The sequence below is a fragment of the Streptomyces sp. LaBMicrA B280 genome (genome assembly GCF_049222185.1).
Lineage (GTDB): Bacteria > Actinomycetota > Actinomycetes > Streptomycetales > Streptomycetaceae > Streptomyces > Streptomyces murinus.
The window spans coordinates 125,693-149,699 of sequence record NZ_JBMJCT010000062.1 but is presented as its reverse complement, the minus strand read 5'-3'; the positions used below and the strand labels follow the sequence as shown (position 1 = coordinate 149,699).

Sequence of the window (24,007 nt, the reverse complement as noted above, 5' to 3'; positions counted from 1 at the left end):
CGTTGGTCACGTCGTACGACAGGAGGGAGTGTCGATGGTCGGCTCGTCGCACGAGGCGTTGCACCGGATCTTCCAGAAGGATCCCGCGGTGTTGACGAAGGCGTTACAGCGGGTGCTGCACGTGCCGTTTCCGGAGCCGCGGGAGATCGTGGCCATGAACGTGGACCTCACCGAGATCGAACCGGTCGAGCGCCGGGTGGACACGTTGATGCGGGCGGAGACGGACGAGGGCACGTATCTGCTGGTGGTGGAGTCGCAGGGGAAGGCGGACGACCGGAAGCGGGGCAGTTGGCCCTACTACCTCGCCTACTTGTACGAGAAGTACCGCTGCGAACCGGTGCTGATCGTGGTCACGCAGAGCAGTACGACCGCCAAGTGGGCCTCACGGCCGATCCGGTTCGGCTTCCGGGGCTGGCACTCGATGACGGTGCGTCCGCTGGTGCTGGGGCCGGACAACGTGCCGATGATCACCGACGAGCACTGGGGCGAGCAGGACCCGTCCCTCTCGGTGTTCTCGGCGATGACACACGGACGCGGGCCCCAGGCTCCGGCCATACTGGAATCCCTGGCAGCCATTCTGAAGACCGTCGATCCGGATACCGCGTCGGCCTACGCGCAGTTTGTCGACTCCTGCTTGACCGACTCCCAAGCGAAGCAGATGTGGAGGGACTTGATGAAGACCGTCCAGTACTTCTGGCGCCACCCGCTGGCGGAACAGGTGCGTGAGGAGGGGCGCGTGGAGGGCCGCATCGAAACCAGCCGGGCGATGCTTCTTCGCCTCCTCGAATGGCGCCACATCCCCGTTCCCACCACCGTCCGCGCACGCATCGAAAGCTGCACCGACCTCAGCCAGTTGGAGGCGTGGGCCGAACGAGCCGTACACGCGGCCGACGCCGACGAGTTGTTCACCGACGAGTGATCCAGTACCGGGAATGGGAGGTGGCATAGGTGGGACAGATCCAGTACTTCTGGCGTCACCCTCTCGCCCTACAGGTGCGTGAGGAGGGGAGGGAGGAGGTCCGTGAAGCTTGCCGGCGGATGCTGCTCCGCTTCCTCGAATGGAGCCGCGGTCCCCTCCCCGACACCGCCCGCGCGCGCATCCAGGCCTGCACCGACCTCGACCAGCTGGAGACCTGGTTCGAGGGAGCCCTGCACGCGGTGAAGATGGAGGAGTTGTTCGCCGAGGAGTGAACCGGCGGCCGGGGGCGTGGGCGGTCGGGCTCACGCTCCCAGTTGTGCGGCGGCCTGAGTGAGGCGGGATTCCAAGCCCTCCAGGACGTGGAGGACGTCGGCCTGTTCGGTCGGGGTGAGGTTGGCGAGGGTGGCGTCCTCCAGTTGGCGCCACAGAGATTCGACCTGCTCGCGCAGCGCGTGGCTCGCGGTGGTGGCCTCGATCAGGTAGGCGCGTTTGTCGTCGGCGCAGGGGTAGCGGCGCACGAAACCGGCCTGTTCCAGACGGCGGACCGTGCGGGCCATGGTCGCCGCGTCGGAGTCGAGCAGGCGGACGAGGTCGGCCTGCCGCTGCGGTCCCAGTTCCCACAGCTGCATCATGACCAGCTCCTGGCCGGGATGCAGACCCACCCGGCGCAGCAGCTGCCCGGCGATCATGCGGTGCGTGCGGGCCACGCGGAAGATCGCATGGCTGACCGGACCGCCCGTCGCCGCCGAGGGCACCGCCACCGCCACGTCCGCCTCGGGCGTCGTGCCTTCCTCGCCCGCGCCCCTGGCTGCGGATGCCTCCATCGTCTGCGCTCCCTTTTCGACCGGTAGAACCTGCTCGGACAGGATAACTCGCCAGGTCGACCGCCTGTCGCACGGAAGCGGGCGACACGGAGACCCTTCATTGCCGTCGTCACACGTGGTTGCGGAATCCCTGCGAGCAGTTTTACTGTTCGGACAGGTAAATCGCCACGGCACGACATGAAGGGCTTGATCATGACCACCGCTTTCGAACCGATCGACCTGGGCGGCACCCGCCTCGCCAACCGCATCGCCATGGCGCCGATGACCCGCAGCCGCGCCTACGGGCCCGGCGCGAGCGCGACCGAGGCGATGGCCACGTACTACGCGCAGCGCGCCGGAGCCGGGCTGATCATCACCGAGGGCGTGCAGCCGTCGGTGGTCGGCCAGGGGTACCCGGACACCCCGGGCCTGCACTCCGCGCAGCAGGTCGCGGCCTGGCGGCGGGTCACCGACGCCGTGCACCGCGCGGGCGGCGTGATCTTCGCGCAGCTCATGCACACCGGCCGGATCGGGCACCCCGCGCTGCTGCCCGACGGGCTCGTCCCCGTGGGCCCCTCGCCCGTCGCCGCGGCCGGTCAGGTGTTCACCCATGAGGGGATGAAGGACTTCGTCGTCCCGGCCGAGCTGACCGGGGCCGAGATCGAAGAAACCGTCGAGGACTTCGCCCGCGCGGCCCGCAACGCCGTCGAGGCCGGTTTCGACGGCGTCGAACTGCACGGCGCCAACGGCTACTTGCCGCACCAGTTCCTGTCCACCAACGCCAATCTGCGCACCGACGGCTGGGGCGGCTCGGTCGCGGGCCGGATCCGCTTCACCGTCGAGGTCGCCCGTGCCGTGACCGACGCCATCGGCGCGCACCGCGTGGGCCTGCGGATCTCCCCGGCCGTCCCGTTCAACGACATCGTCGAGGACGGCCACCGCGACACCTACCGCGCGCTCGTCTCCGCGATCGAGCCGCTCGGCCTCGCCTATCTGCATGTGCTGGAGGGCCCGGACCGTGAACTGACCCTGGAGCTGCGGAAGTTGTTCGGCGGCATCCTCGTCCTCAACCCCCAGACCGGGGGCACCCCGACCGGCCCCGGCGAGCTGGCGCTGATCGAGGACGGCACCGCCGACCTCCTGAGCTTCGGCGGCCTGTTCCTCGCCAACCCGGACCTGCCCGCCCGGCTGGCTTCCGGCGGCCCGTTCAACGAGCCCGACCGCACCACGTTCTACGGCGGCGACGAGCGCGGATACACCGACTACCCGGCCCTCGCCGACTGACCAAAACGGCCGCGCGGCCCGGTTCCGGGTACAACCCCCGTAAGTCCCACCCCTCCCCACCCCACCCCTCCCCCCTGGAGTTCTCGATGTCCCACGCCATCAGCTACACGCGCTACGGCGGCCCCGACGTACTGACCCTCTCCGAGACCGACGCGCCCGAGCCGGGGCCGGGCCAGGTCCGGATCAAGGTCCGGGCGGCCGCGGTCAATCCGATCGACCTGAAGATCCGCTCCGGCGCGATGGCCAAGGCGTTCCCCGCCGAGTTCCCGGTACGGCCGGGCCTCGACGTGTCCGGCGTCGTCGACAAGGCGGGCGAGGGCGCCGGCGCGCGGGTCGGCGACGAGGTCCTCGGCGCCACCCCGAACGGCGGCTACAGCGAGTACGCCCTGCTGGAGCGGCCGGTCCCCAAGCCCGCGGAGCTCTCCTTCGAGACCGCCGCCGCCCTGGTGACGGTGGGCGAGACCGCCTACCGCGCGCTGCGCCAGCTGGACCCCCGAGCGGGCGAGACCCTGCTGATCCACGGCGCGGGCGGCAGCGTCGGCGTCCTCGCCGCGCAGCTCGCCGCGGCCCGGGGCGTCACCGTGGTCGCCACCGCCGGGGAGCACGACATCGAAGGGCTCACCGGACTCGGCGCCACCGCCGTGCCGTACGGGGAGGGCTGGGCGGAGCGGGTGCGGGCCGCCGCGCCCCAGGGCGTGGACCGGGTCCTCGACTGCTCCGGCGCGGGCGTACTGGCCGACTCGGTCGCGCTGACCGGGGACGCCGCCCGGGTGCTCACCATCGCCGACATGTCCGCCGCGCGGCACGGCGTGCGCTTCAGCACCGGCGGCCCGGCCGACCGGATCCCGGAGGCCCTGCCGGAGCTGGTCGCGGCGGTGGCCGCGGGCAACCTCACCCTTCCCCTGGGCGGCACCTACCCGCTGGCGGAGGCCGCCCGCGCCCACGCCGACATCGAGGCCCGCCGCGTCCGGGGCAAGGTCGTCCTGCTCCCCTGACCTGGAGGGCGGACGCCCTACGCCTCCACTTTCACGCCAGGTCACGATTGAGTTTCGGCCACCCCCACCCCCTTGTGCACCCCTCGTGTAATCGATTCCAATCGTGTCTCGTCTCGATGTAATCGATTCCAAGCGTCACGAGTTCACAAGGAGGTGGGCCGGAGGTGGCGAGTATCAAGGACGTCGCCGCCGCGGCGGGCGTGTCCGTCGCGACGGTTTCGCGGGTGTTGAACGCGCATCCGTCCGTGAGCGCGGACGCCCGGTCCCGGGTGCTGGCCGCCGTGGAGTCGCTCGGGTACCGCCCGAACGCCGTGGCGCGTTCGCTGCGCACCGATCAGACCCACACCCTCGGCCTCGTGATCAGCGATGTGCTGAATCCCTACTTCACCGAGCTGGCCCGCTCGGTGGAGGAGGAGGCCCGGGCGCTCGGGTACAGCGTCATCATCGGCAACGCCGACGAGCGGCCCGATCTCCAGGACCACCACGTACGGAACCTGCTCGACCGGCGGATCGACGGGCTCCTCGTCTCCCCCACCGACGGCGGCTCCCCGCTGATGCTGGACGCCGCCCGCGCCGGTACCCCCATGGTGTTCGTGGACCGCTGGATCCCCGGCGTCGACGTCCCCGTCGTACGCGCCGACGGACGAGCCGCCGTACAGGACCTCGTCGCGCATCTGCACGCCCTCGGGCACCGGCGGGTCGCGATCATCGCGGGGCCCGCCGCGACCACCACCGGCAGCGAGCGCGTCGAGGCGTTCCGCGCCGCGCTGGCCGCGTACGGACTCCCCCTGCCCGATGTCCACATCGGCCAGGGCGACTTCCAGGCCGCCAGCGGGCGCCGGGTCACCGAGGGGTTCCTCGATCTTCCCGAGCCGCCGGACGCCGTCTTCGCGGCGGACAACCTGATGGCGCTCGGCGCCCTGGACGCCGTCCGGGCGCGCGGGCTGCGGGTGCCGGACGACATCGCGCTCGCCGCGTTCGACGACATCCCGTGGTTCGTGCACACCGATCCCCCGGTCACCGCGATCGCCCAGCCCACCGGCGAGTTGGGCCGGGCCGCCGTACGCGCCCTGGTCGACCGGATCGAGGGGCGGCCGGCCGCGTCCGTCACCCTCGCCGCCCGGCTGGTCGTACGCCGCTCCTGCGGTGAGGCGCCGGAGCCGGCCCGCATCATCCCCACCCCGTCCCTCCCCCCAGTGCAAAGGAGCACGACGTGAGCAACCCGGACGAGTTGCTGCGCATCGAGGGCATACGCAAGTCCTTTCCCGGCGTGGTCGCGCTCGACGGTGTCGACTTCGATCTGCGCCGGGGCGAGGTGCATGTGCTGCTCGGTGAGAACGGCGCCGGCAAGAGCACGCTCATCAAGATGCTCTCCGGCGCCTATACGCCCGACGCCGGGCGGATCCTCGTCGGCGGTCAGGAGACCCGCATCCATGGTGCGCAGGACTCCGAGCGGCTCGGGATCGCCACCATCTACCAGGAGTTCAACCTCGTCCCGGACCTGACCGTCGCCGAGAACATCTTCCTGGGCCGGCAGCCGCGCCGCCTCGGGATGATCGACCGCAAGCGGATGGAGGCCGAGGCCGCGCAGCTCCTGGAGCGGGTCGGCGTGCGGGTGTCGCCCCGGGCCCGGGTGCGCGAACTGGGCATCGCCCGGCTCCAGATGGTGGAGATCGCCAAGGCGCTCAGCCTGGACGCGCGGGTGCTCATCATGGACGAGCCGACCGCCGTGCTGACCTCGGAGGAGGTCGACAAGCTCTTCGCCATCGTGCGGCAGCTGCGGGCGGACGGGGTGGGGATCGTCTTCATCACGCACCACCTGGACGAGATCGCCGCGCTGGGCGACCGGGTCACCGTCATCCGGGACGGGAAGAGCGTGGGCCAGGTGCCCGCCGCCACCCCCGAGGACGAGCTGGTACGGCTCATGGTCGGGCGCTCCATCGAGCAGCAGTATCCGCGTCAACGCCCAGACAAGGGCGCCGCGTTGCTCAGTGTCGAGGGGCTGACCCGGGGCGGTGTCTTCCACGATGTGAGCTTCGAGGTGCACGCCGGTGAGGTCGTCGGCGTCGCCGGGCTGGTGGGCGCCGGGCGGACCGAGGTCGCCCGGGCCGTGTTCGGCGCGGATCCGTACGACGACGGGGCCGTGAAGGTCGGCGGCACCGCGCTCCGGCGCTCCGACGTGAACGCCGCGATGGCGGCCGGGATCGGGCTCGTGCCCGAGGACCGCAAGGGGCAGGGCCTGGTGCTGGACGCCTCGGTCGAGGAGAACCTGGGCCTGGTGACCATGCGGGCCGCGACCCGCGCCGGGCTGGTCGACCGCAAGGCGCAGCATGTCGCGGCGGAGCGGATCGCCGGTCAGCTGGGTGTGCGGATGGCCGGGCTCGGTCAGCAGGTGCGCACGCTGTCCGGCGGCAATCAGCAGAAGGTCGTCATCGGCAAGTGGCTGCTGGCCGACACCAAGGTGCTGATCCTCGACGAGCCGACGCGCGGTATCGACGTCGGCGCCAAGGTCGAGATCTACCAGCTGATCAACGAGCTGACGGCCGCCGGTGCCGCCGTGCTGATGATCTCCAGCGATCTGCCCGAGGTGCTCGGCATGAGCGACCGGGTGCTGGTGATGGCCCAGGGCCGGATCGCCGGAGAACTCGCGGCCGACGAGGCCACCCAGGACGCCGTGATGGCGCTCGCCGTATCCACCCCCACGCACCAGAACACCGACACCGCGAAGGAGGCCACCCGTGGCCACTGACACGCTCAAGAGCACGACGGGAGCGAGTGGCGCCCCGGGCGGCCTGCGCCGGCTGCTGCTCGACAACGGCGCGCTGACCGCGCTGATCGTCCTGGTCATCGCCCTGTCGGCGCTGTCCGGTGACTTCCTGACGACGGACAACCTGCTGAACATCGGTGTCCAGGCGGCCGTGACGGCGATCCTGGCCTTCGGTGTCACCTTCGTGATCGTGGCCGCGGGCATCGACCTGTCGGTCGGCTCGGTGGCCGCGCTGTCGGCGACGGTGCTGGCGTGGAGCGCCACCCAGCACGGGGTGCCGGTCGCGCTGGCCGTCGTCCTGGCGGTGGCCACGGGTGTCGCGGCCGGTCTGGTGAACGGTTTCCTCATCGCCTACGGCAAGCTGCCGCCGTTCATCGCGACGCTCGCGATGCTGTCGGTGGGGCGCGGTCTGTCGCTGGTGATCTCCGGTGGTGTGCCGATCCCGTTCCCGGACTCGGTCTCGCACCTCGGTGACACGCTCGGCGACTGGCTGCCGGTGCCGGTCCTGGTGATGATCGTGATGGGGCTGCTGGCCGCGTTCGTGCTCGGCCGCACCTACATCGGCCGCTCGATGTACGCGATCGGCGGCAACGAGGAGGCCGCGCGCCTGTCGGGCCTGCGGGTCAAGAAGCAGAAGCTGGCGATCTACGCCCTGTCCGGTGTGTTCGCGGCGGTCGCGGGCATCGTGCTGGCCTCCCGGCTGTCCTCCGCGCAGCCGCAGGCCGCCGACGGCTATGAGCTGGACGCGATCGCGGCGGTCGTCATCGGCGGTGCCTCGCTCGCGGGCGGCACCGGCAAGGCGTCCGGCACCCTGGTCGGCGCGCTGATCCTCGCGGTGCTGCGCAACGGCCTGAACCTGCTGAACGTCTCCGCGTTCTGGCAGCAGGTCGTGATCGGTGTCGTCATCGCGCTGGCGGTGCTGCTCGACACGGTGCGCCGCAAGGCGGGTGCCACCCCGGTGACCTCCGGTGGCGGCGGCGACAAGGGCAAGCAGGCGGTGACGTACGGGCTCGCGGCCGTGGTGACGGTGGCGATCGTCGGCGCGACCTCCTTCCTGCACAACGGCTCCTCGGCCGCGGCGAACCCGAAGGTGGGTCTGTCCCTGTCGACCCTCAACAACCCGTTCTTCGTGGGCGTCCGCTCCGGTGCGCAGGCCGAGGCGAAGAAGCTGGGCGTGGACCTGACGGTCACCGACGCGCAGAACGACGCCTCCCAGCAGGCCAACCAGCTCCAGAACTTCACCAGTTCGAGCCTTGACGCGATCATCGTCAACCCCGTGGACTCGGACGCGGCGAGCAACTCGGTCAAGGCCGCCGACAAGGCGAAGATCCCGGTGATCGCGGTCGACCGCGGGGTCAACAAGGCCGCCGTGGACACCCTGGTGGCCTCGGACAACATCGCCGGTGGCGAGCAGGCGGCCAAGACGATCGCCGAGAAGCTGGGCGGCAAGGGCAAGATCGTGATCCTCCAGGGTCAGGCGGGCACCTCGGCGGCGCGGGAGCGTGCGCAGGGCTTCGCCAACGGGCTGAAGGCGTACCCGGGCATCAAGGTGGTCGCCCAGCAGCCCGCCGACTTCGACCGCACCAAGGGCCTCGACGTGATGTCGAACCTGCTCCAGGCCCACCCGGACGTGCAGGGCGTCATCGCCGCCAACGACGAGATGGCCCTCGGCGCGATCAAGGCGCTGGGTTCCAAGGCCGGTACGTCGGTGCCGGTGGTCGGCTTCGACGGCACCCCGGACGGCCTGAACGCGGTCAAGGCGGGCACGCTGTACGCCTCCGTCGCTCAGCAGCCGACCCAGCTCGGCCGGATCGCCGTGGACAACGCGCTCAAGGCGTCCCAGGGCAAGAAGGTGGAGCAGACGGTGAAGGTGCCGGTGAAGGTGGTCACGAAGGACAACGTGGCCGGGTTCACCGGCTGACGGAGCGGGGCGGAGAAGGCTCGGGCGGGCGGTCGTGGACCATGGGTCACCATGGGGGCGGCCGTCCGCCCAGGCTCGTTCCGCGAGTTCGCGGACGCATCGGATTCAAAGGGTTCATGGGAGTCAACTGATGTACGACTACGACCTGTTGGTCGTGGGTTCGGCCAACGCCGACCTGGTGATCGGGGTCGAGCGGCGGCCGGCCGCCGGTGAGACGGTGCTCGGCGGGGATCTGTCCACGCATCCGGGCGGCAAGGGCGCCAACCAGGCGGTCGCCGCGGCCCGGCTGGGCGCCCGTACGGCGCTGCTGGCGCGGGTCGGCGAGGACGGCCACGGCCGGCTGCTGCTCGACTCGCTGCGCTCGGCCGGGGTCGACCCGTCGGGCGTGCTGGAGGGCGGGGCGCCGACCGGGGTCGCGCTGATCACCGTCGACCCGTCCGGGGACAACAGCATCGTGGTGTCGCCCGGCGCCAATGCCCGCCTCACCCCGGCGGACGTCCGGGAGTCCGCCGCGCTGCTGCGGGCGGCGCGCGTGGTCTCGGCGCAGCTGGAGATCCCGCTGGAGACGGTGGCGGAGGTCGTACGGCAGCTGCCGTCCGGCACCCGGTTCGTGCTCAACCCCTCTCCGCCGCGCCCGCTGCCCGCCGAGGTGCTGGCGGCCTGCGACCCGCTGATCGTCAACGAGCACGAGGCGCGGGTGATCCTGGGCGAGGACGCCGGGGCGGAGCCGGAGGACTGGGCGCGCGGGCTGCTGGCGCTGGGCCCGCGCTCGGTCGTGGTCACGCTCGGCGCCGAGGGCGCGCTGGTGCACGACGGCTCGGGCGCGGCCCGGGTGGCGTCGGTGAAGGTCGACGCGGTGGACACCACGGGCGCGGGCGACGCCTTCACGGCCGCCCTGGCCTGGAGGCTGGGCGCGGGCGCGGCCCTCGCCGAGGCGGCGGGCTACGCGGCCCGGGTCGGCGCGGCGGCCGTGACGAGAGCGGGGGCGCAGGAGTCGTATCCGACGGCCTCGGAGGTCGAGCAGCTGTGAAGAAGTCGGGCATCCTGAACCGCCATCTGGCGGGCGCGCTGGCCGAGTTGGGGCACGGGGACGAGGTGCTGGTCTGCGACGCGGGCATGCCGGTCCCGAGCGGCCCGCGCGTGGTGGACCTGGCCTTCCGGGCCGGTGTGCCGTCCTTCGCGGAGGTCTTCGCCGGCCTGGTGGACGAGCTGGTCCTGGAGGGCGCCACGGTGGCGGAGGAGCTGCGCGGCGACCATCTCGACCTGGTGGAGCGGCAGTTCGCCAATCTGGACTTCGTCCCGCACGAGCGGCTCAAGGAGTTGTCGGCGGGAGCGCGGCTGATCGTACGCACCGGCGAGGCGAGCCCGTACGCCAATGTGCTGCTGCGGTGCGGGGTGTTCTTCTAGGGGACGCGACGAAGGAGGGTGGGCAACTCCGCTGGGGTAGACGGGTGTTGTGCATCCCCACCGGCGGTGTTTGACTTGGCCGGTGACTGCTGTCGAGGGAGCGAGCGCTCTCGACCGGCTCGGGCCGGTGCTCGGTCGGCATCCGGTCGACCACCGCAAGCGGTGGGTGAACGCCGCCTGGGCCCTGATCGTCGCCGTCCCTTCGGGCTGCCTCGGGGTGTGGGGCCTCTCCGCCGTCGATGAGGGGTCCGCCGGTGCCAGCCGGGCGGTCGGGCTGCTGATCGGCCTGGCGCTGGGCGCCGTATGGGTCGCGGCGGTCCAGATCCGGCGGGCGCTGCGCGGCGCGCCCGGGGAGTACTTCGAGGTGCGGGAGCTGGGCCTGGTCCACGGGTCGCGGCGGGGGGCCGACGGCTGGACCTGGGACCGCGTCACCGCCCTCCACGTCGAGGGCGACGCCGTGAGCCGCCTCGCGACCCGGCTCGGCAACGGCTACCGCGTCGAGATCGCCTTCGACGACGGCCGCCGGCTGCGGACGGACGGGCTCGCCGCGGGCGCCGGGGACCTGGGGCGGGTCCTGCTGGCCCGCTGCCCGGGGGTCGCCCTGCGCCCGCGGATCCCCTGGTGGGGCAGGGCGGGCGGCTGGCTCCTGGCCTGGGCGGCGCTCTGCGTGCTGGCGCTCGCCGGGCAGGTCCTCTACCTCGCGGACCATCCCGACCACGAGCGCCGGGAGCGGACCGCCGCGGGCGTGGCGACGGTGACCGACGTGCCGGGCCTCAGCGGGGCGGGATACGCCCTGCTGGCCTGCGGCATGACGGCGTGCTTCATCGCCGCGATCACCTTCGTCATCCTCTTCTTCCGGGGCCGTCCGTACCGCCGGACGTCCCCCCGCTGAGCCGGGCCGCCCGCGCCTGGAGATACCGCTGCTCGGCGAGGCTGGCCGTGGCCTTCGCGGCGCGCCGGTAGTGGTCGTACGCCCCCTGGGTGTCACCGGCGCGTTCCAGCAGGTGCGCGCGGACGGACAGCAGCCGGTGGTGGCGGGCCATCCGGTCGTCGCCGTCCAGGGTGGCGAGGAGGGTGAGCCCGGCCTCGGGGCCCTCGGTCTCGGCGAGGGCGATGGCGCGGTTGAGGGTGACCATCGGGTTGGGCGCGATGCGCTCCAGGATGAGGTAAAGGGCGTGCACCTGCGCCCAGTTGGTCTCCTCCGCCTTGGCCGCGTCGGCGTGGGTGGCGGCGATGGCGGCCTGGAGCGCATAGGGGCCGAGGGCCGGTCCGGCGAGGGCCGTCCTGACCAGCGCGGTGCCCTCCTCGATCAGGGCGCGGTCCCATGTCGTACGGTCCTGTTCCGCCAGCGGCACCAGGTCGCCGGAGTCGGTGGTACGGGCCGGGCGGCGGGCCTCGGTCAGCAGCATCAGGGCGAGCAGCCCGGTGACCTCACCGTCCCCGGGGAGCTGGGCGTGCACGGCGCGGGTGAGCCGGATGGCCTCGTGGGCGAGGTCGGGGCGGTCGAGGCGGTCGCCCGAGGAGGCGGTGTACCCCTCGTTGAAGATCAGGTACAGGACGTGCAGGACGACCGGCAGCCGCTCCTGGAGTGCCGGTCCTTCCGGCATCCCGAAGGTGCCGCCCGCCGCCCTGACCCGCTGCTTGGCCCGGCTGATCCGGGCCGCCGTCGTGGCCTCCGGCACCAGGAAGGCACCGGCGATCTCGGCCGTGGTCAGACCGCCGACGGCCCGCAGGGTCAGGGCGGTCTGGGAGGCCGGGGTCAGCGCCGGATGGCAGCACAGGAACAGCAGGAGCAGCGTGTCGTCGGTGTCCGGCACCTCGCCGGGGCGGACCTCGGCGGCGGTCGCGGCCTCCCGCTCCCGCCGGGCGAGATCGCTGCGCGCCTGGTCGATCAGCCGCCGGGCGGCGACGGTGGTCAGCCAGCCGCGCGGATTCTCCGGCACGCCCTCGGCCGGCCACCGGGTGGTGGCGGCGAGGACGGCTTCCTGCACGGCGTCCTCGCAGTCCTCGAACCGGCCGTTCCTGCGGACCAGCGCGCCGAGGACCCGCGGCGCGAGATCGCGCAGCAGGCCCTCGACGTCCGGTGCCGGGCTGGGTGTGCTCATGCCTCCAATTGTCCGCAGGCGAACATCACCTGGCGCACCTCGACACCCAGGCCCTCGATCCCGGCGTCCGGGATCATGGCGGCCAGCTCGATCGCCCGCTCCCGGTCCTCGCAGTCGACCAGGTAGAAGCCGCCCAGGTGCTCCTTGGCCTCCAGGAAGGGGCCGTCGGTGACGACCGTCTGCCCGCCGCGCACGGTGACGACGGCGGACTGGGACGGGTCGGCCAGCGCCTGCGTGGTGAGCAGCTCGCCGGACTCCTTCAGCGTCTCGATGAACTTCCCGTGCCCCTCCTGGACCGCGGTCTTCTCGTCGTCGGTCAGCGCGTCCAGCACGGCGGGGTTGATGTGCAGGCAGATCAGGAACTGCATGTCGTACTCCTCGTGGTTCACGGACCCCTGCGGGGGCCCTTCACCTTGTAGTCGGAGCGGGGCCGGACTTCTTGACATCCTTCGGCTCGGGATTCACCAGCACGATTCCCCAGGTGGGCCGCGGGCCGCGCGTCACCGCCCTCGGTGTTCAGGGCGGCACCGAGAGTCAGCGGGGTCGTGAGCGCGGCGGTACGGCGGCGGGTCGGTGTCGTGATCATCCGCTCAACTCTCCACGATCGGCTACTCGGCCGCTCCGGACAGCCGCGCGCCCCTGCTCTCCGCGATGCGCTTGACCTCCTTCAGGGACTCGATCAGGCGCCGGACCAGGTAGTGCAGCTCCTCCCTGGTGAGTCCCTCGCCCGAGAGCAGTTCGGCGGTATGGTCCAGCAGGCTGCCCGCCATGCCGAGTTGCACGCCCTCGACCTGGTCGGCGACCCGGGAGACGTACCCGTCGCCGTCCCCGATGAGATAGCAGGGCTTCTCCTCGGACCCGGTCCAGGGAAGCAGACGTTCGTTCATGCGTGGGCCTCCACGAGGTCGAGGTGGCGCCGGGTGGGGAGTTTTGCCATGCCGGTCTACCCATTCGTGTGCGGTGACTTCGGTGTGTGGTGATTCGGTCACAGCGTGGCGCGGCGATGGCTAGGCTTTCTAGAGGGGGCGGGTTGACATCCTGCGTGTCATGCAAGGGAGTTGATTAATGGACGAGCACCGCAAAGCCCGCACACCACGGGAGAGGTTCGGGGAGGAGATCCGGTCACGTCGTGGGGCGGCCAGGCTCACCCAAGCGGGACTGGCCCGTCACCTCGTGTGCTCGCCCACCCTCATCAGCCATTACGAGGCGGGCAGGCGGTTGCCGGGCTTTGACGATGTGCAACGGATCGATCAGGCGCTGGGCACCGGCAGCTTCTTCACACAGTGGCTGGATGAGCTGACGTCGACGTGGGCGAGCTACTTCGCCGCCATGTCCGAACTGGAGCGCCAGGCAACGGAGATCCAGCAGTTCGCGCTCTCGCTCGTTCCTGGCATGCTCCAGACCCCCGACTACGCACGCGCAGTCTTCAAGGGCTACCGAGCGGACTGGACCGCCGAGGAAATCGACAGGTCAGTCGCGATCCGCACGGGGCGTGCCCAGATCCTGGAGGACCCATCGCATCCTGTCGTGTGGACAGTCCTCGACGAGGGGGTGCTGCGACGCTGCGTAGGCAGCCCCCAGGTCATGGCCGAACAGCTCCACAAGATCGCGGACATGGCCGAGGCGGGACGTCTGCGGTTCCACGTGCTGCCGTACAGCGCCGGGGCTCACGCCCTCGCCCAGAGCATGCTCACGCTCCTGAGCTTCGAGAACACAGCCCCCTTGGCCTATGTCGAAGGCTTAATCAGCGGCAACTTGATGAAGAGCCCGGCCCTGGTGGCACAGTGCCAGACGTCTTACAACCTTGCGCTGAGCGAGGCGCTGTCCCGGGAGAAGTCACTCGCTTTCGTCAGAGTGGTAGCGGAGGAATACGCACATGCAGAGCAATGAACACACCGTCACCGAGTGGTACAAGTCCAGCTACAGCGGCGGCGGCCAAAGTGACTGCCTTGAAGTAGCTCGCGGCCACGCCGCCGTCCCCGTCCGCGACAGCAAGAACACCTCCGGCCCGGCCGTGCTCTTCTCCATGAACGGATGGACATCCTTCGTCGGCGCGCTCAAGAACGGACACCTCGATGGCTGACATCTCCGACGCCTCCACCCTCAGCGGGTGGTACAAGTCCAGCTACAGCGGCGGCGGCCAAAGTGACTGCCTTGAAGTAGCTCGCGGCCACGCCGCCGTCCCCGTCCGCGACAGCAAGAACACCTGCGGCCCGGCGCTGCTCTTCTCCGCAGACAGCTGGGCGGCGTTCGTCGGCGCGCTCAAGGGCTGAACGCACGTGCCCGGGGGATCAAACGGTCCCCCGGCGCGTTCCATCCCATCTGATGAACCCGCAGGCCAACACGCCCGGTACGACCTGAACGCGGCTCCACCATGGCGGTGTCTTGCCCTCCGCGACGACACCTAGGAGCACCACCATGTCGCCTCAGGACTCGGCCGAACCGGAACTCGCCGGACTGACCATCAGCGACCCGCTCGACCAGCGGGTGCACAAGCCTGTCGAGGTACCGTCCCCGGACAATGAGTGGAGCCTGCCGGAAGGCTTCGCCTGGGTGTTCCACGGTCAGGGGAACCACGCCATCACCCGGCCCGTGATCATCGCCGACGGGTTCAACCTCGGCCGGAGCGAACTCGACAAGCTCTACCAGTTCCTGGAGAGCGGCTACCCGTTCATCAGCGAACTGCGCCGCCGCGGCAAGGACGTCATCCTGCTCGGCTTCAACGAGCGCACCGCCGCGATCCAGACCAACGCCCACGCGGCCACCGCGGCGATCCTGCGGGCCAACGCCGAGAGGCTGGGCGGCGAGCGGCTGATCGTCGGCGGGTTCAGCATGGGCGGCCTCGTCACCCGGTACGCCCTCGCCAAGCTGGAGTCGCAGCGGATCGACCACCAGACGGGCACGTACTTCTCGTACGACACCCCGCACCGCGGCGCCACCATCCCGGTCGGCGTCCAGGCGTTCTCGTACTTCATCCCGTTCCCGGACAACGACTTCGCCCGGCAGATGAACAGCCCGGCCGCCCGCCAGATGCTGTGGCGGCACTACGACAAGGACACCGGCAAGACCGGGGTGGCCAAGGAACGCCAGGATCTGCTGGAGGAGCTGGCGCGGCTGGGCGGCTGGCCCCGCATCCCGCGGCTGCTCGGCGTCGCCAACGGGCGCGGGGACGGCGTGGGGCTGCCCGAGGTGCGGCCCGGGGAGACCGCGCTGCGCGTCGAGCGGATCTACCCGGGCACCACCTTCTACACCCAGGCCCAGGGCGACGACGTGACCGCCGCCTACCTGAACCGGCGCTTCCCGAAGGCCGAGAAGACGATCACCACCGACGGCTTCCCGGAGGTCGACGGCGCCCCCGGCGGCACGCTCAACACGTACCGCATCCTCGCCAACGCGCTGGAGAAGGGCGGCGGCACGGTGGACCTGCGGCACCCGGACATCTGCTTCGTGCCGACGATCAGCGCGGTGTCCGTACGCGACATCGGCCGGCAGGACGACCTCTATGTGAACGTGGACGACCTCCCGCCGGAGGAGAGCGACCTGGACGACTTCATGTGCTCGTCCACGACCACCACGCACACGGCCGTCACCGAGGAACTGGGCCGCTGGCTGCTCGACCGGTTCGCCTACTGACCGGGCGGCAGGGAGTGTCGGGCCCGGCCTACCAGGGCAGCGGGCCCGACGCGTCGAAGTAGCCGCCGGTCGGTCCGTCCGGGCCCAGCCGGGCCATCCTGACGATGATCCCGGCGCCCTGCTCGACGGTCTGGACGCCCTCGTGCCGGTTCAGGTCCGTCGCGGTGTAGCCGGGCTCCACGGAGTTGATCCGCAGCCGCGGGAACGCCTTGGCGAACTGCACGGTGAGCATGTTGACCGCGGTCTTGGAGGCCGGGTAGGCGACCCCGGGGTACCCCTTTCCGGCCTGGGCCAGCGAGGCGAGGCTGCTGCTGACGTTGACCACGACCGGGGCGGCGGAGCGCTCCAGCAGCGGCAGGAAGGCGTGGGTCACCCGGACCACGCCGAAGACATTGGTCTCGAACACCTCCCGCATCACGTCGGCGGTCAGGTCCGCGGCGCCGATGATGTCGCCCGCCGGGGAACGCACCTCGATCCCGGCGTTGTTGACCAGGACGTCCAGACCGCCCTCGGCCTCGACGGTGGCCACCGCCGCGGCGACCGACGCGTCGTCGGTCACATCGAGTTGTACGAACCGGGCGCCGAGCCGGGCCGCCGCCGCCGTGCCCCGCTCGGTGTCGCGCGCTCCCAGGTAGACGGTGTGGGCCGCCGCGATCAACTGGCGGGCGGTCTCATGCCCGAGGCCCTTGTTGGCCCCGGTGATCAAGGTTGTCGTCATGGGGACAGCCTCTCTCCGGGACGCCTCGATCGGCCAATGGTTTGCGGCGTGTCCGGGCCGCTTCCCCTCAGACGGCGTGTTCCAGGTAGCGCGCCGCCGTCTCCTCCAGCACCGCCCGGCCGTCCCGCGCCCACAACTCCTCGTTGAACAGCTCGACTTCGATCGGCCCTGTGTAGCCCGCCGCCTCGACGCGCCCCCGCCACTCCCGCATGTCGATCGAGCCGTCCCCGATCTGGCCCCGGCCGTTGAGGACACCCGCGGGCAACGGTGTGATCCAGTCGGCGAGTTGGAAGGTGTGGATACGGCCCCCCGCGCCCGCGCGGGCGATCCCCGCCGGAGCCCGGTCGTCCCACCAGATGTGGTACGTGTCCACGGCCACCCCCACCTGGTGCGCGGGGAAGCGTTCGGCGAGGTCCAGGGCCTGGGCCAGGGTCGACACCACACAGCGGTCGGCGGCGAACATCGGGTGCAGGGGCTCGATGGCGAGGCGGACGCCGTGGGACCCGGCGTAGGGGGCCAGTTCGGCGAGGGCGTCGGCGACGCGTTCACGGGCCCCGGCCAGATCCCCGCTGCCCGCCGGGAGGCCACCGGAGACCAGGACCAGGGTGTCGGTGCCGAGCGCCGCCGCCTCGTCCACCGCGCGCCGGTTGTCGGCCAGGGCGGCGGCCCGCGCACCGGGGTCGACGGCGGTGAGGAAGCCGCCCCGGCACAGCGTGGTCACCTCAAGCCCCGCCGACCGGACCAGCGCGGCCGCCTCCGGGACGCCGTACGCCCGCACCGGCGCGCGCCACAGGCCCACCTTGCCGATGCCGGACTCGGCGCACGCGGCGACCAGTTCGGGCAGGGACAGCTGCTTCACCGTCATCTGGTTGATGGAGAGGCGGTCGAGGGCACCGGTCACTGCTGGACTCCGTACAGGGAGAGAAGGGTCTTCATACGGCTCTCGGCAAGCGCCGGGTTCGGGAACAGGCCCAGGGTGTCGGCGAGTTCATAGGCGCGGGCCAGGTGCGGGAGCGAGCGGGCCGACTGGAGGCCGCCCAGCATGGAGAAGTGCGACTGGTGGCCGGCCAGCCAGGCGAGGAGGACGACGCCGGTCTTGTAGAAGCGGGTGGGGGCCTGGAACAGGTGGCGGGACAACTCCACGGTGGGGTCGAGGAGTTCGCGGAAGCCGGACACGTCCCCGGTGTCGAGGTGCCGTACCGCCTGGGCCGCCAGCGGGGCGAGCGGGTCGAAGACGCCGAGCAGGGCGTGGCTGAAGCCCCGCTCGTCGCCCGCGATCAGCTCGGGGTAGTGGAAGTCGTCCCCGGTGTAGCAGCGCACGCCCGCCGGGAGCCGGCGGCGCAGGGCGGTCTCCCGGCCCGCGTCCAGGAGGGAGATCTTGATGCCGTCGACCTTGTCCGGCTGGGCCGCGATCACATCGAGGAACACCTCGGTGGCGGCATCCAGGTCGGCCGAGCCCCAGTAGCCCTCCAGCGCCGGGTCGAACATCGGGCCGAGCCAGTGCAGGACGACCGGCTCGGCGGACTGTCGGAGCAGGTGGCCGTAGATCTCCTGGTAGTCCTCGGGCCCGGTCGCCGTCGCGGCCAGGGCGCGGGAGGCCATCAGGATCGCCTGGGCGCCCGCCTCCTCGACGACCGCGAGCTGTTCCTCGTAGGCCGCGCGGATGTCCGTGAGGCTCCCGCCGGTGATCTGGTCGGTGCCGGCCCCGCAGGCGACGCGCCCGCCGACCGCCTTCGCCTCGGCCGCGCCGCGCCGGATCAGCTCGGCGGCCCCCGCCCAGTCCAGGCCCATCCCGCGCTGGGCGGTGTCCATCGCCTCGGCGACCCCGAGGCCGTGCGCCCACAGCTGGCGGCGGAAGGCGAGGGTCGCGTCCCAGTCGACGGCGGCGGGCGAGTCGGGCGAGACGTCCGCGTACGGGTCGGCGACGACATGGGCCGCGGCGAAGACCGTACGGGAGGTGAGGGCCGCGCCGGAAGCGGCCCGGAAGGGCTCGGGGCGCGGCTCGTACGTGCGCAAGGTGCCGTCGGGCGAGGGGAGTTCGATGGTCACAGCGTGATCTCCGGTACCGCGACGCGGCGGCCCTCCGCCGCCGACTTCAGGGCCAGCTCGGCGAGTTGGACACCGCGGGCTCCGGCCAGCAGGTCCCAGCGGTACGGCGCGTCGGCGTACACATGCCGCAGGAACAGCTCCCACTGCGCCTTGAAGCCATTGTCGAACTCCCCGTTGTCCGGGACCTCCTGCCACTGCTCGCGGAACGCCCCGGTTTCGGGGAGGTCGGGGTTCCAGACGGGCTTGGGGGTCGTGGCGCGATGCTGGACACGGCAGTCACGCAAGCCCGCCACCGCCGAGCCCTCCGTGCCGTCGACCTGGAACTCGACCAGTTCGTCGCGGTGGACGCGCACCGCCCAGGAGGAGTTGATCTGCGCGATCGCGCCGCCGGCCAGCTCGAAGATGCCGTACGCGGCGTCGTCGGCCGTCGCGTCGTACGGCTCGCCGCGCTCGTCCCGGCGTCGGGGGATGTGGGTGGCGGTCAGCGCCTGCACGGAGGTGACGCGGCCGAACAGTTCGTGCAGCACGTACTCCCAGTGCGGGAACATGTCGACGACGATGCCGCCGCCGTCCTGCGCGCGGTAGTTCCAGGAGGGGCGCTGGGCGTCCTGCCAGTCGCCCTCGAAGACCCAGTAGCCGAACTCACCGCGCACGGACAGGATCCGGCCGAAGAAGCCGCCGTCGACGAGCCGCTTCAGCTTCCGCAGGCCCGGCAGGAACAGCTTGTCCTGGACGACGCCGTGCCGGACGCCCTTCTCCCGTGCCAGGCGGGCGAGTTCGAGGGCGCCGTCGAGGCCGGTGGCGGTCGGCTTCTCGGTGTAGACGTGCTTGCCCGCGGCGATCGCCTTCCTGATCGCCCCCTCGCGGGCGGCGGTGACCTGCGCGTCGAAGTAGATGTCGACGGACGGGTCGGCGAGCACGGCGTCCAGGTCGGTAAAGACGTGCTCCAGGCCGTGCCGGTCGGCGATCTCCCGCAGCGCGTGCTCACGGCGGCCGAGCAGGATCGGCTCCGGGCGCAGCACGGTGCCGTCGCCGAGGTCGAGGCCGCCCTGGTCGCGCAGGGCGAGGATCGAGCGCAGCAGGTGCTGGCGGTAGCCCATGCGCCCGGTCACGCCGTTCATGGCGATGCGCACCGTCGTCTCGCGTGTCACGTCGGTCCCCTCCACGGACCCGCTCCGGGTCCTCTTCTGTGGCGCCGCGCGCCGTGTGTCCACTGCGACAATCGTCATAGCAAGCGCTTTCTACAGGGGAGGAAGCTAGCCTCAGGACGGCGGCCGGCACAAGACCTGTCCGGGTTCCGGGCCCGGTTCGGCCGGGAGGGGCACCGGTGGGGGCCGGGAACCGAAGCCCTTTTCAGGCCGTCTACCTGGCCTGACGAGACCACGAGATGCGCGACCGGAGGACGACGAGATGACCGTGACCCTGGCGGACGTGGCCGCGCGCGCCCAGGTCTCCCCCGCGACGGTGTCGCGGGTGCTGAACGGCAACTACCCGGTGGCGGCGCCGACCCGGGAGCGGGTGCTGCGCGCGGTGGACGAGCTGGACTACGTCCTCAACGGGCCCGCGAGCGCGCTGGCCGCCGCCACGTCCGACCTGGTCGGCATCCTCGTCAACGACATCGCCGACCCGTTCTTCGGGATCATGGCGAGCGCGATCCAGGCGGAGATCGGGGGCACCGGGGGGCGGGCGGGCGGTGAGCGGCTCGCGGTCGTCTGCAACACCGGGGGTTCGCCGGAGCAGGAGCTGAAGTACCTGACGCTGCTGCAACGGCAGCGGGCGGCGGCGGTCGTACTGACCGGCGGCGCGGTGGTGGACGCGCCGCACGCGGCGGCGGTCGCGGCGAAGCTGCGCAAGCTCGGGGAGGGTGGGACGCGGGTGGTGCTGTGCGGGCGGCCCCCGGTGCCGGACGCGCGGGCGGTCGCGCTCACCTTCGACAACCTCGGCGGGGCGCGGGCGGTGACGGAGCATCTGGTGGGGCTCGGGCACCGGCGGCTCGGGTACCTCGCCGGTCCCGAGGAGCGGTCGACGACGCGGCACCGGCTTGAGGGGCATCGCGCCGCGCTGGCCGCGGCGGGCATCGAGCAGGACCCACGCCGGATCGTCCACGGACGGTTCGACCGGCGCTCCGGGTACGAGGGCGCGCGTGAACTCCTGGGCCGCGACCCGTCGTTGACGGCCCTGGTCGCCGCGAACGACTCCGTCGCGGCGGGGGCGTGCGCGGCGCTGCGGGACTCCGGCCTGCGCGTCCCCGAGGACGTGTCCGTCACCGGCTTCGACGATCTCCCGGTGGCCGTGGACGTCGTACCCGGCCTGACGACGCTCCGCCTGCCCCTGACCGGGGCGGCGGCCCGCGCCGGCCGCATCGCCATGGCCCGCGAGGAGGCACCGGCCGGGGGGATCGGCGCCGTACGGGGGGAACTGGTGGTGCGCGGGTCGACAGGGGTGGCACGGGGCTGAGGGGACGGGGGCGACCGGCCGCCACCAGGACTCGGTGGCGGCCGGTCGCTCGTCGGGGGTGGTCAGTAGGTGATCGAGTCCTCGGCGCTGACGTTCGTGGGCTGCAGGGGCTGGTAGCCGCGGGCCAGGAGTCGGGCGGTGACGGTCACGGTGCCGTGGCCGCCGCCACCTCCGTAGCCGTAGCCGTAGCCGCCGGTGCCGCCGGGGAGGGTGATGGTGAAGGGGACGGTGAGGGTGCCGCCGGGGAGCAGGCGGTCGGCGAGTGGCTGCGGGAGCTGGGCCACCAGATGGCCGCCCTCGGTGGTGACGGCCGCCGGGATGCCGTCGATGGTCACCTGGACGTCGCCCGGCGCGGGGTTGGTGCTCGCGCTGATCAGCAGGCGGGCGCCCGGGTCGGCGAACTCCGGCCCGTCGGCGGGGCTGTGGAAGACGGCCGTACCGGCGACCCCGGTGGCCGTGGTGTGCAGGTCGACCTGTGCGGTGGCCGTGCCGTCGACGGCGAAGTCGTAGCTGGTGCCGTTCACCGTCAGGTTGTCCACGTAGGTGTCAAGCGACGCGGTCGTGTCGCCGAGGCTGCCGACGTTGCCGATCAGCCCGATCACCCCGCTGGTGTCACCGGTGCACGCGGCGGCGAAGTCACTCAGCGGCGCGTCGCCCCCGGCCGGGAAGCTCGCGACCGCGCGGGAGGTGCGCCAGATTCCCGACGGGCCCGAGTCCCAGTGCTGCCAGATGTCCGGGACGACCCCGTGCCGCCCCTCGGCGTCCGTGGCCAGCTGGGGCTGGAAGCTCAGCGTGGTGAAGGCGCCGTCGCAGAACATGGGCAGCTGGAGGTTGGGCCCGGTGCCCGTCGTCGTCGTGTGCGCGCTGTCCACGTAGGAGTCGTAGGAGATCTCCGAGCCGAGGACGGTGCTCAGCTGGACCGCCGCCGTGTAGTAGTACGCGGCCTGCGACTGCTGGCCGGGGCCGATGGCCAGGTGCAGGCTGCCGTTCCAGTGGACGGGGTCGGCGAACGGCGACACCTCCTGGACACCGGGCGGGTGGGTCGAGGGGCCCTGGTCCTGGAGGCGGAGCCAGGGGCCGCCGGGGCCCAGGTCGGCGGCGGTGACGCGCTGGGTGGCGGCCTGGGCGGACGGCGCCAGGCAGAGCACGGACGCGCCCGCGGTCAGGACCGCCGTCACGTACGCGGTCAGTCTGTTCAAGCGCAACGAAGGACTCCCATCGGGGGCCGAGCAGGCGCTGAGTGCGACCGGCTACGGTCAGTTGGTCACACTTTGTCCCGATGAGAGTCCCCGGATGATCCACGACACCGACAGCCCGTGCCGCCTCACCCGATGGGCCTACCCGCCGCCCGCCTGCCCCTTACACCTGCGGCCGGTGTCCCCGTTCCTGGTGCGGGAACGTCTGGTTCCCGTCGGGCAGCCGCGGCGCGGGCAGCGTCGCCACCTCCTCCTTCGCCTTGGCGAGCTGCTCCGCCGTGTCATCGGGCAGCCGGGGCGCGCGCTTGCCGCTCCGGGAGAAGCGGAAGGCGCTGGTGAGGTCGCCGAAGGTGGCGCGCCGCCAGTCGCTGACGTTGGGCTCCTCGACGCCGGTGAAGCGCTCGAGGAACTGGAGGGCGGAGGTGTGGTCGAAGGTCTCGGTGGCGACCCAGCCGCCCACGGTCCAGGGGGAGATGATGATGGCCGGGACCCGGAAGCCGCCGCCGATCGGGAGGCCGCCGATGAACTCGTCCTTGGTCCCGGCGGGCGGGGTGGGCGGGGCGACGTGGTCGAAGAGGCCGTCGTTCTCGTCGTAGTTGAGGATGAAGGCCGTCTTGCGCCACACCTTCGGGTTGGCGGCGATGGCCTCGATCTTCGACGCGACGAAGTCCGCGCCCGCGGCGGGCAGATAGTCCGGGTGCTCCGACTGGTAGCTGGTCGGCATGATCCAGCTCACCGCCGGCAGCCGGTCGTTGCGGGCGTCGTCCTCGAAGGTGCCCTCCGGCTGCGGCCGTACCCCGCGCTCGTAGAGGTCGGAGCCGGGCTGGGCGTTCTTGAAGGTGGCGAACTGCTCCAGCAGGTTGCAGCCGTAGTCGTCGTCCTGCTGGTAGACCTTCCAGCTGACCCCGGCCGCCTGGAGGCGCTCCGCGTACGTCGTCCAGCGGTACGGCGTCGGGGCCGAGTTGCTGATGATCGGGCCGCCCCGGGTGCCGCCCGGGTCGATCGAACCGGACATCCACATCAGGCGGTTGGGCCAGGTGGGGCCGAGGACCGAGCAGAAGTAGCTGTCGCAGACGGTGAAGGTCTCCGCGAGCGCGAACTGGAACGGGATGTCCTCGCGCGTGTAGTACCCCATGACATAGGGGCCGTTGACACCGTCGGCCTTGCGGTGGGCGGGCAGCCACTGGTCCATCTTGCCGCCGTTCCACGCCTGGTGCTGCACGGACCAGGCGTGGCTGGTGGACGGGATGGCCTGGGCGCTGGACTTGTGGGTGTCGAGGTGGAAGGGCAGCAGATAGCCCTTCGGGTTCTCGGCGTCGGGCTGGTAGAAGACGTTGCGCCCGGTGTCGAGCCGCCGCGCGTGCGGGTCGGCGAAGCCGCGCACGCCGGAGAGCGTGCCGAAGTAGTGGTCGAAGGACCGGTTCTCCTGCATCAGCAGGACGACGTGCTCGATGTCGTGCAGGGAGCCGTGCCGGGGCGGTTCGGCGGCCACCGCCTTCTGCACGCTCGGCGGCAGGAGGGAGAGGGCGGCGGCACCGCCCACCACGCCGGCAGCCGAACCCAGGAGTCTGCGTCGCGTCAACTCTGCCATGAATTGCCCTTCTTGAGGGTTCTCGTGGACCAGACCAGCAGACACTCTCTACCCACGCCGATCGGCGTGGCAGAGCTCGGTGGTGAAAACGCGGCCAACACCTGGGGTCCCTTTAGGGAAGTCATGACATTGCGGCTTATGCCGAGACGAGGTGGGCACCCG

25 protein-coding genes are annotated in these 24,007 nt (G+C 71.6%); 15 read left to right on the top strand and 10 right to left on the bottom strand.

Going from position 1 to position 24,007, the window contains the following annotated elements; translation table 11 throughout:
* Positions 1-34: 34 nt before the first annotated feature.
* Positions 35-919 carry a hypothetical protein gene (locus tag ACLF5H_RS33710; RefSeq protein ID WP_421679816.1) on the top strand — a complete coding sequence of 295 codons (885 nt, stop codon included), beginning with the start codon at positions 35-37 and terminating at the stop codon, positions 917-919.
* A gap of 29 nt (positions 920-948) precedes the next feature.
* The gene (locus ACLF5H_RS33705; RefSeq protein WP_093675958.1) at positions 949-1,191 is read left to right on the top strand and encodes a hypothetical protein; all 243 of its coding nucleotides are present in this window, start codon (positions 949-951) and stop codon (positions 1,189-1,191) included.
* Between the two features lie 30 nt (positions 1,192-1,221).
* On the opposite strand, the gene ACLF5H_RS33700 is transcribed toward ACLF5H_RS33705, so the two are convergent.
* The gene (locus ACLF5H_RS33700; protein ID WP_421679815.1) at positions 1,222-1,743 is read right to left on the bottom strand and encodes a MarR family winged helix-turn-helix transcriptional regulator; all 522 of its coding nucleotides are present in this window, start codon (positions 1,741-1,743) and stop codon (positions 1,222-1,224) included.
* 192 nt (positions 1,744-1,935) lie between these two features.
* Between ACLF5H_RS33700 and ACLF5H_RS33695 the strand changes: the two genes are divergently transcribed.
* The 8 genes from ACLF5H_RS33695 to ACLF5H_RS33660 all read left to right on the top strand — a co-directional run bounded on the left by ACLF5H_RS33695 (position 1,936) and on the right by ACLF5H_RS33660 (position 10,988).
* Positions 1,936-3,006, top strand: a complete 1,071-nt coding sequence (locus ACLF5H_RS33695; protein ID WP_421679814.1) for an alkene reductase — start codon at positions 1,936-1,938, stop codon at positions 3,004-3,006.
* Between the two features lie 86 nt (positions 3,007-3,092).
* A complete protein-coding gene (locus ACLF5H_RS33690; RefSeq protein WP_421679813.1) occupies positions 3,093-4,001 on the top strand; it encodes an NADP-dependent oxidoreductase in 909 nt (302 codons plus the stop codon).
* Between the two features lie 164 nt (positions 4,002-4,165).
* Positions 4,166-5,218: a LacI family DNA-binding transcriptional regulator gene (locus ACLF5H_RS33685; RefSeq protein ID WP_421679812.1), complete on the top strand. Its 1,053-nt coding sequence runs from the start codon at positions 4,166-4,168 to the stop codon at positions 5,216-5,218.
* On the top strand, positions 5,215-6,750 hold the full coding sequence (locus tag ACLF5H_RS33680) for a sugar ABC transporter ATP-binding protein (RefSeq protein WP_421679811.1): 1,536 nt from the start codon (positions 5,215-5,217) through the stop codon (positions 6,748-6,750). Before ACLF5H_RS33685 ends, ACLF5H_RS33680 begins: the two co-directional genes overlap by 4 nt.
* Entirely contained in the window at positions 6,740-8,689 is a 1,950-nt protein-coding gene (locus ACLF5H_RS33675) for a substrate-binding domain-containing protein (protein ID WP_421679810.1), read from the top strand. Before ACLF5H_RS33680 ends, ACLF5H_RS33675 begins: the two co-directional genes overlap by 11 nt.
* 130 nt (positions 8,690-8,819) lie before the next feature.
* Positions 8,820-9,719, top strand: coding sequence for a ribokinase (locus tag ACLF5H_RS33670; protein ID WP_421679809.1), 900 nt, complete (start codon positions 8,820-8,822; stop codon positions 9,717-9,719).
* A complete protein-coding gene (gene rbsD / locus ACLF5H_RS33665) occupies positions 9,716-10,096 on the top strand; it encodes a D-ribose pyranase (protein WP_421679808.1) in 381 nt (126 codons plus the stop codon). Before ACLF5H_RS33670 ends, rbsD begins: the two co-directional genes overlap by 4 nt.
* 82 nt (positions 10,097-10,178) lie before the next feature.
* A complete protein-coding gene (locus ACLF5H_RS33660) occupies positions 10,179-10,988 on the top strand; it encodes a hypothetical protein (protein WP_421679807.1) in 810 nt (269 codons plus the stop codon).
* On the opposite strand, the gene ACLF5H_RS33655 is transcribed toward ACLF5H_RS33660, so the two are convergent.
* The 3 genes from ACLF5H_RS33655 to ACLF5H_RS33645 form a co-directional block, all read right to left on the bottom strand.
* Positions 10,939-12,201 (bottom strand): RNA polymerase sigma factor, encoded by a 1,263-nt coding sequence (locus ACLF5H_RS33655; RefSeq protein WP_421679806.1) that lies wholly within the window; start codon positions 12,199-12,201, stop codon positions 10,939-10,941. The two genes, ACLF5H_RS33660 and ACLF5H_RS33655, sit on opposite strands and share 50 nt — an antisense overlap.
* The gene (locus tag ACLF5H_RS33650) at positions 12,198-12,590 is read right to left on the bottom strand and encodes a YciI family protein (RefSeq protein WP_421679805.1); all 393 of its coding nucleotides are present in this window, start codon (positions 12,588-12,590) and stop codon (positions 12,198-12,200) included. The genes ACLF5H_RS33655 and ACLF5H_RS33650 overlap by 4 nt, the downstream gene beginning before the upstream one ends.
* 219 nt (positions 12,591-12,809) lie before the next feature.
* Complete coding sequence (locus ACLF5H_RS33645; protein ID WP_421679804.1) at positions 12,810-13,088, bottom strand: hypothetical protein; 279 nt, start codon at positions 13,086-13,088, stop codon at positions 12,810-12,812.
* Positions 13,089-13,266: 178 nt separating this feature from the next.
* Here ACLF5H_RS33645 and ACLF5H_RS33640 point away from each other — a divergent pair, with 178 nt between their 5' ends.
* From ACLF5H_RS33640 to ACLF5H_RS33625, 4 genes are all read left to right on the top strand, one after another.
* The gene (locus tag ACLF5H_RS33640; protein WP_421679803.1) at positions 13,267-14,091 is read left to right on the top strand and encodes a helix-turn-helix domain-containing protein; all 825 of its coding nucleotides are present in this window, start codon (positions 13,267-13,269) and stop codon (positions 14,089-14,091) included.
* Complete coding sequence (locus ACLF5H_RS33635; RefSeq protein WP_421679802.1) at positions 14,078-14,284, top strand: DUF397 domain-containing protein; 207 nt, start codon at positions 14,078-14,080, stop codon at positions 14,282-14,284. The genes ACLF5H_RS33640 and ACLF5H_RS33635 overlap by 14 nt, the downstream gene beginning before the upstream one ends.
* The gene (locus ACLF5H_RS33630) at positions 14,277-14,474 is read left to right on the top strand and encodes a DUF397 domain-containing protein (protein ID WP_421679801.1); all 198 of its coding nucleotides are present in this window, start codon (positions 14,277-14,279) and stop codon (positions 14,472-14,474) included. Before ACLF5H_RS33635 ends, ACLF5H_RS33630 begins: the two co-directional genes overlap by 8 nt.
* Before the next feature lie 145 nt (positions 14,475-14,619).
* On the top strand, positions 14,620-15,834 hold the full coding sequence (locus ACLF5H_RS33625) for an esterase/lipase family protein (RefSeq protein ID WP_421679800.1): 1,215 nt from the start codon (positions 14,620-14,622) through the stop codon (positions 15,832-15,834).
* 28 nt (positions 15,835-15,862) lie between these two features.
* On the opposite strand, the gene ACLF5H_RS33620 is transcribed toward ACLF5H_RS33625, so the two are convergent.
* The 4 genes from ACLF5H_RS33620 to ACLF5H_RS33605 all read right to left on the bottom strand — a co-directional run bounded on the left by ACLF5H_RS33620 (position 15,863) and on the right by ACLF5H_RS33605 (position 19,752).
* Positions 15,863-16,552, bottom strand: coding sequence for an SDR family NAD(P)-dependent oxidoreductase (locus ACLF5H_RS33620; RefSeq protein WP_421679799.1), 690 nt, complete (start codon positions 16,550-16,552; stop codon positions 15,863-15,865).
* Positions 16,553-16,619: 67 nt separating this feature from the next.
* The gene (locus ACLF5H_RS33615; protein ID WP_421679937.1) at positions 16,620-17,417 is read right to left on the bottom strand and encodes a sugar phosphate isomerase/epimerase family protein; all 798 of its coding nucleotides are present in this window, start codon (positions 17,415-17,417) and stop codon (positions 16,620-16,622) included.
* A gap of 32 nt (positions 17,418-17,449) precedes the next feature.
* Entirely contained in the window at positions 17,450-18,601 is a 1,152-nt protein-coding gene (locus tag ACLF5H_RS33610; protein ID WP_421679798.1) for a dihydrodipicolinate synthase family protein, read from the bottom strand.
* Complete coding sequence (locus ACLF5H_RS33605; RefSeq protein ID WP_421679797.1) at positions 18,598-19,752, bottom strand: Gfo/Idh/MocA family protein; 1,155 nt, start codon at positions 19,750-19,752, stop codon at positions 18,598-18,600. The genes ACLF5H_RS33610 and ACLF5H_RS33605 overlap by 4 nt, the downstream gene beginning before the upstream one ends.
* Before the next feature lie 259 nt (positions 19,753-20,011).
* Between ACLF5H_RS33605 and ACLF5H_RS33600 the strand changes: the two genes are divergently transcribed.
* A complete protein-coding gene (locus tag ACLF5H_RS33600; protein ID WP_421679796.1) occupies positions 20,012-21,058 on the top strand; it encodes a LacI family DNA-binding transcriptional regulator in 1,047 nt (348 codons plus the stop codon).
* Positions 21,059-21,120: 62 nt separating this feature from the next.
* Here ACLF5H_RS33600 and ACLF5H_RS33595 read toward each other — a convergent pair whose 3' ends face one another.
* Both ACLF5H_RS33595 and ACLF5H_RS33590 read right to left on the bottom strand, forming a co-directional pair.
* Positions 21,121-22,257 (bottom strand): hypothetical protein, encoded by a 1,137-nt coding sequence (locus ACLF5H_RS33595; RefSeq protein WP_421679795.1) that lies wholly within the window; start codon positions 22,255-22,257, stop codon positions 21,121-21,123.
* A 160-nt stretch (positions 22,258-22,417) separates the two neighbouring features.
* Positions 22,418-23,845: an alkaline phosphatase family protein gene (locus ACLF5H_RS33590; RefSeq protein ID WP_421679794.1), complete on the bottom strand. Its 1,428-nt coding sequence runs from the start codon at positions 23,843-23,845 to the stop codon at positions 22,418-22,420.
* Between the last annotated feature and the right edge of the window lie 162 nt (positions 23,846-24,007).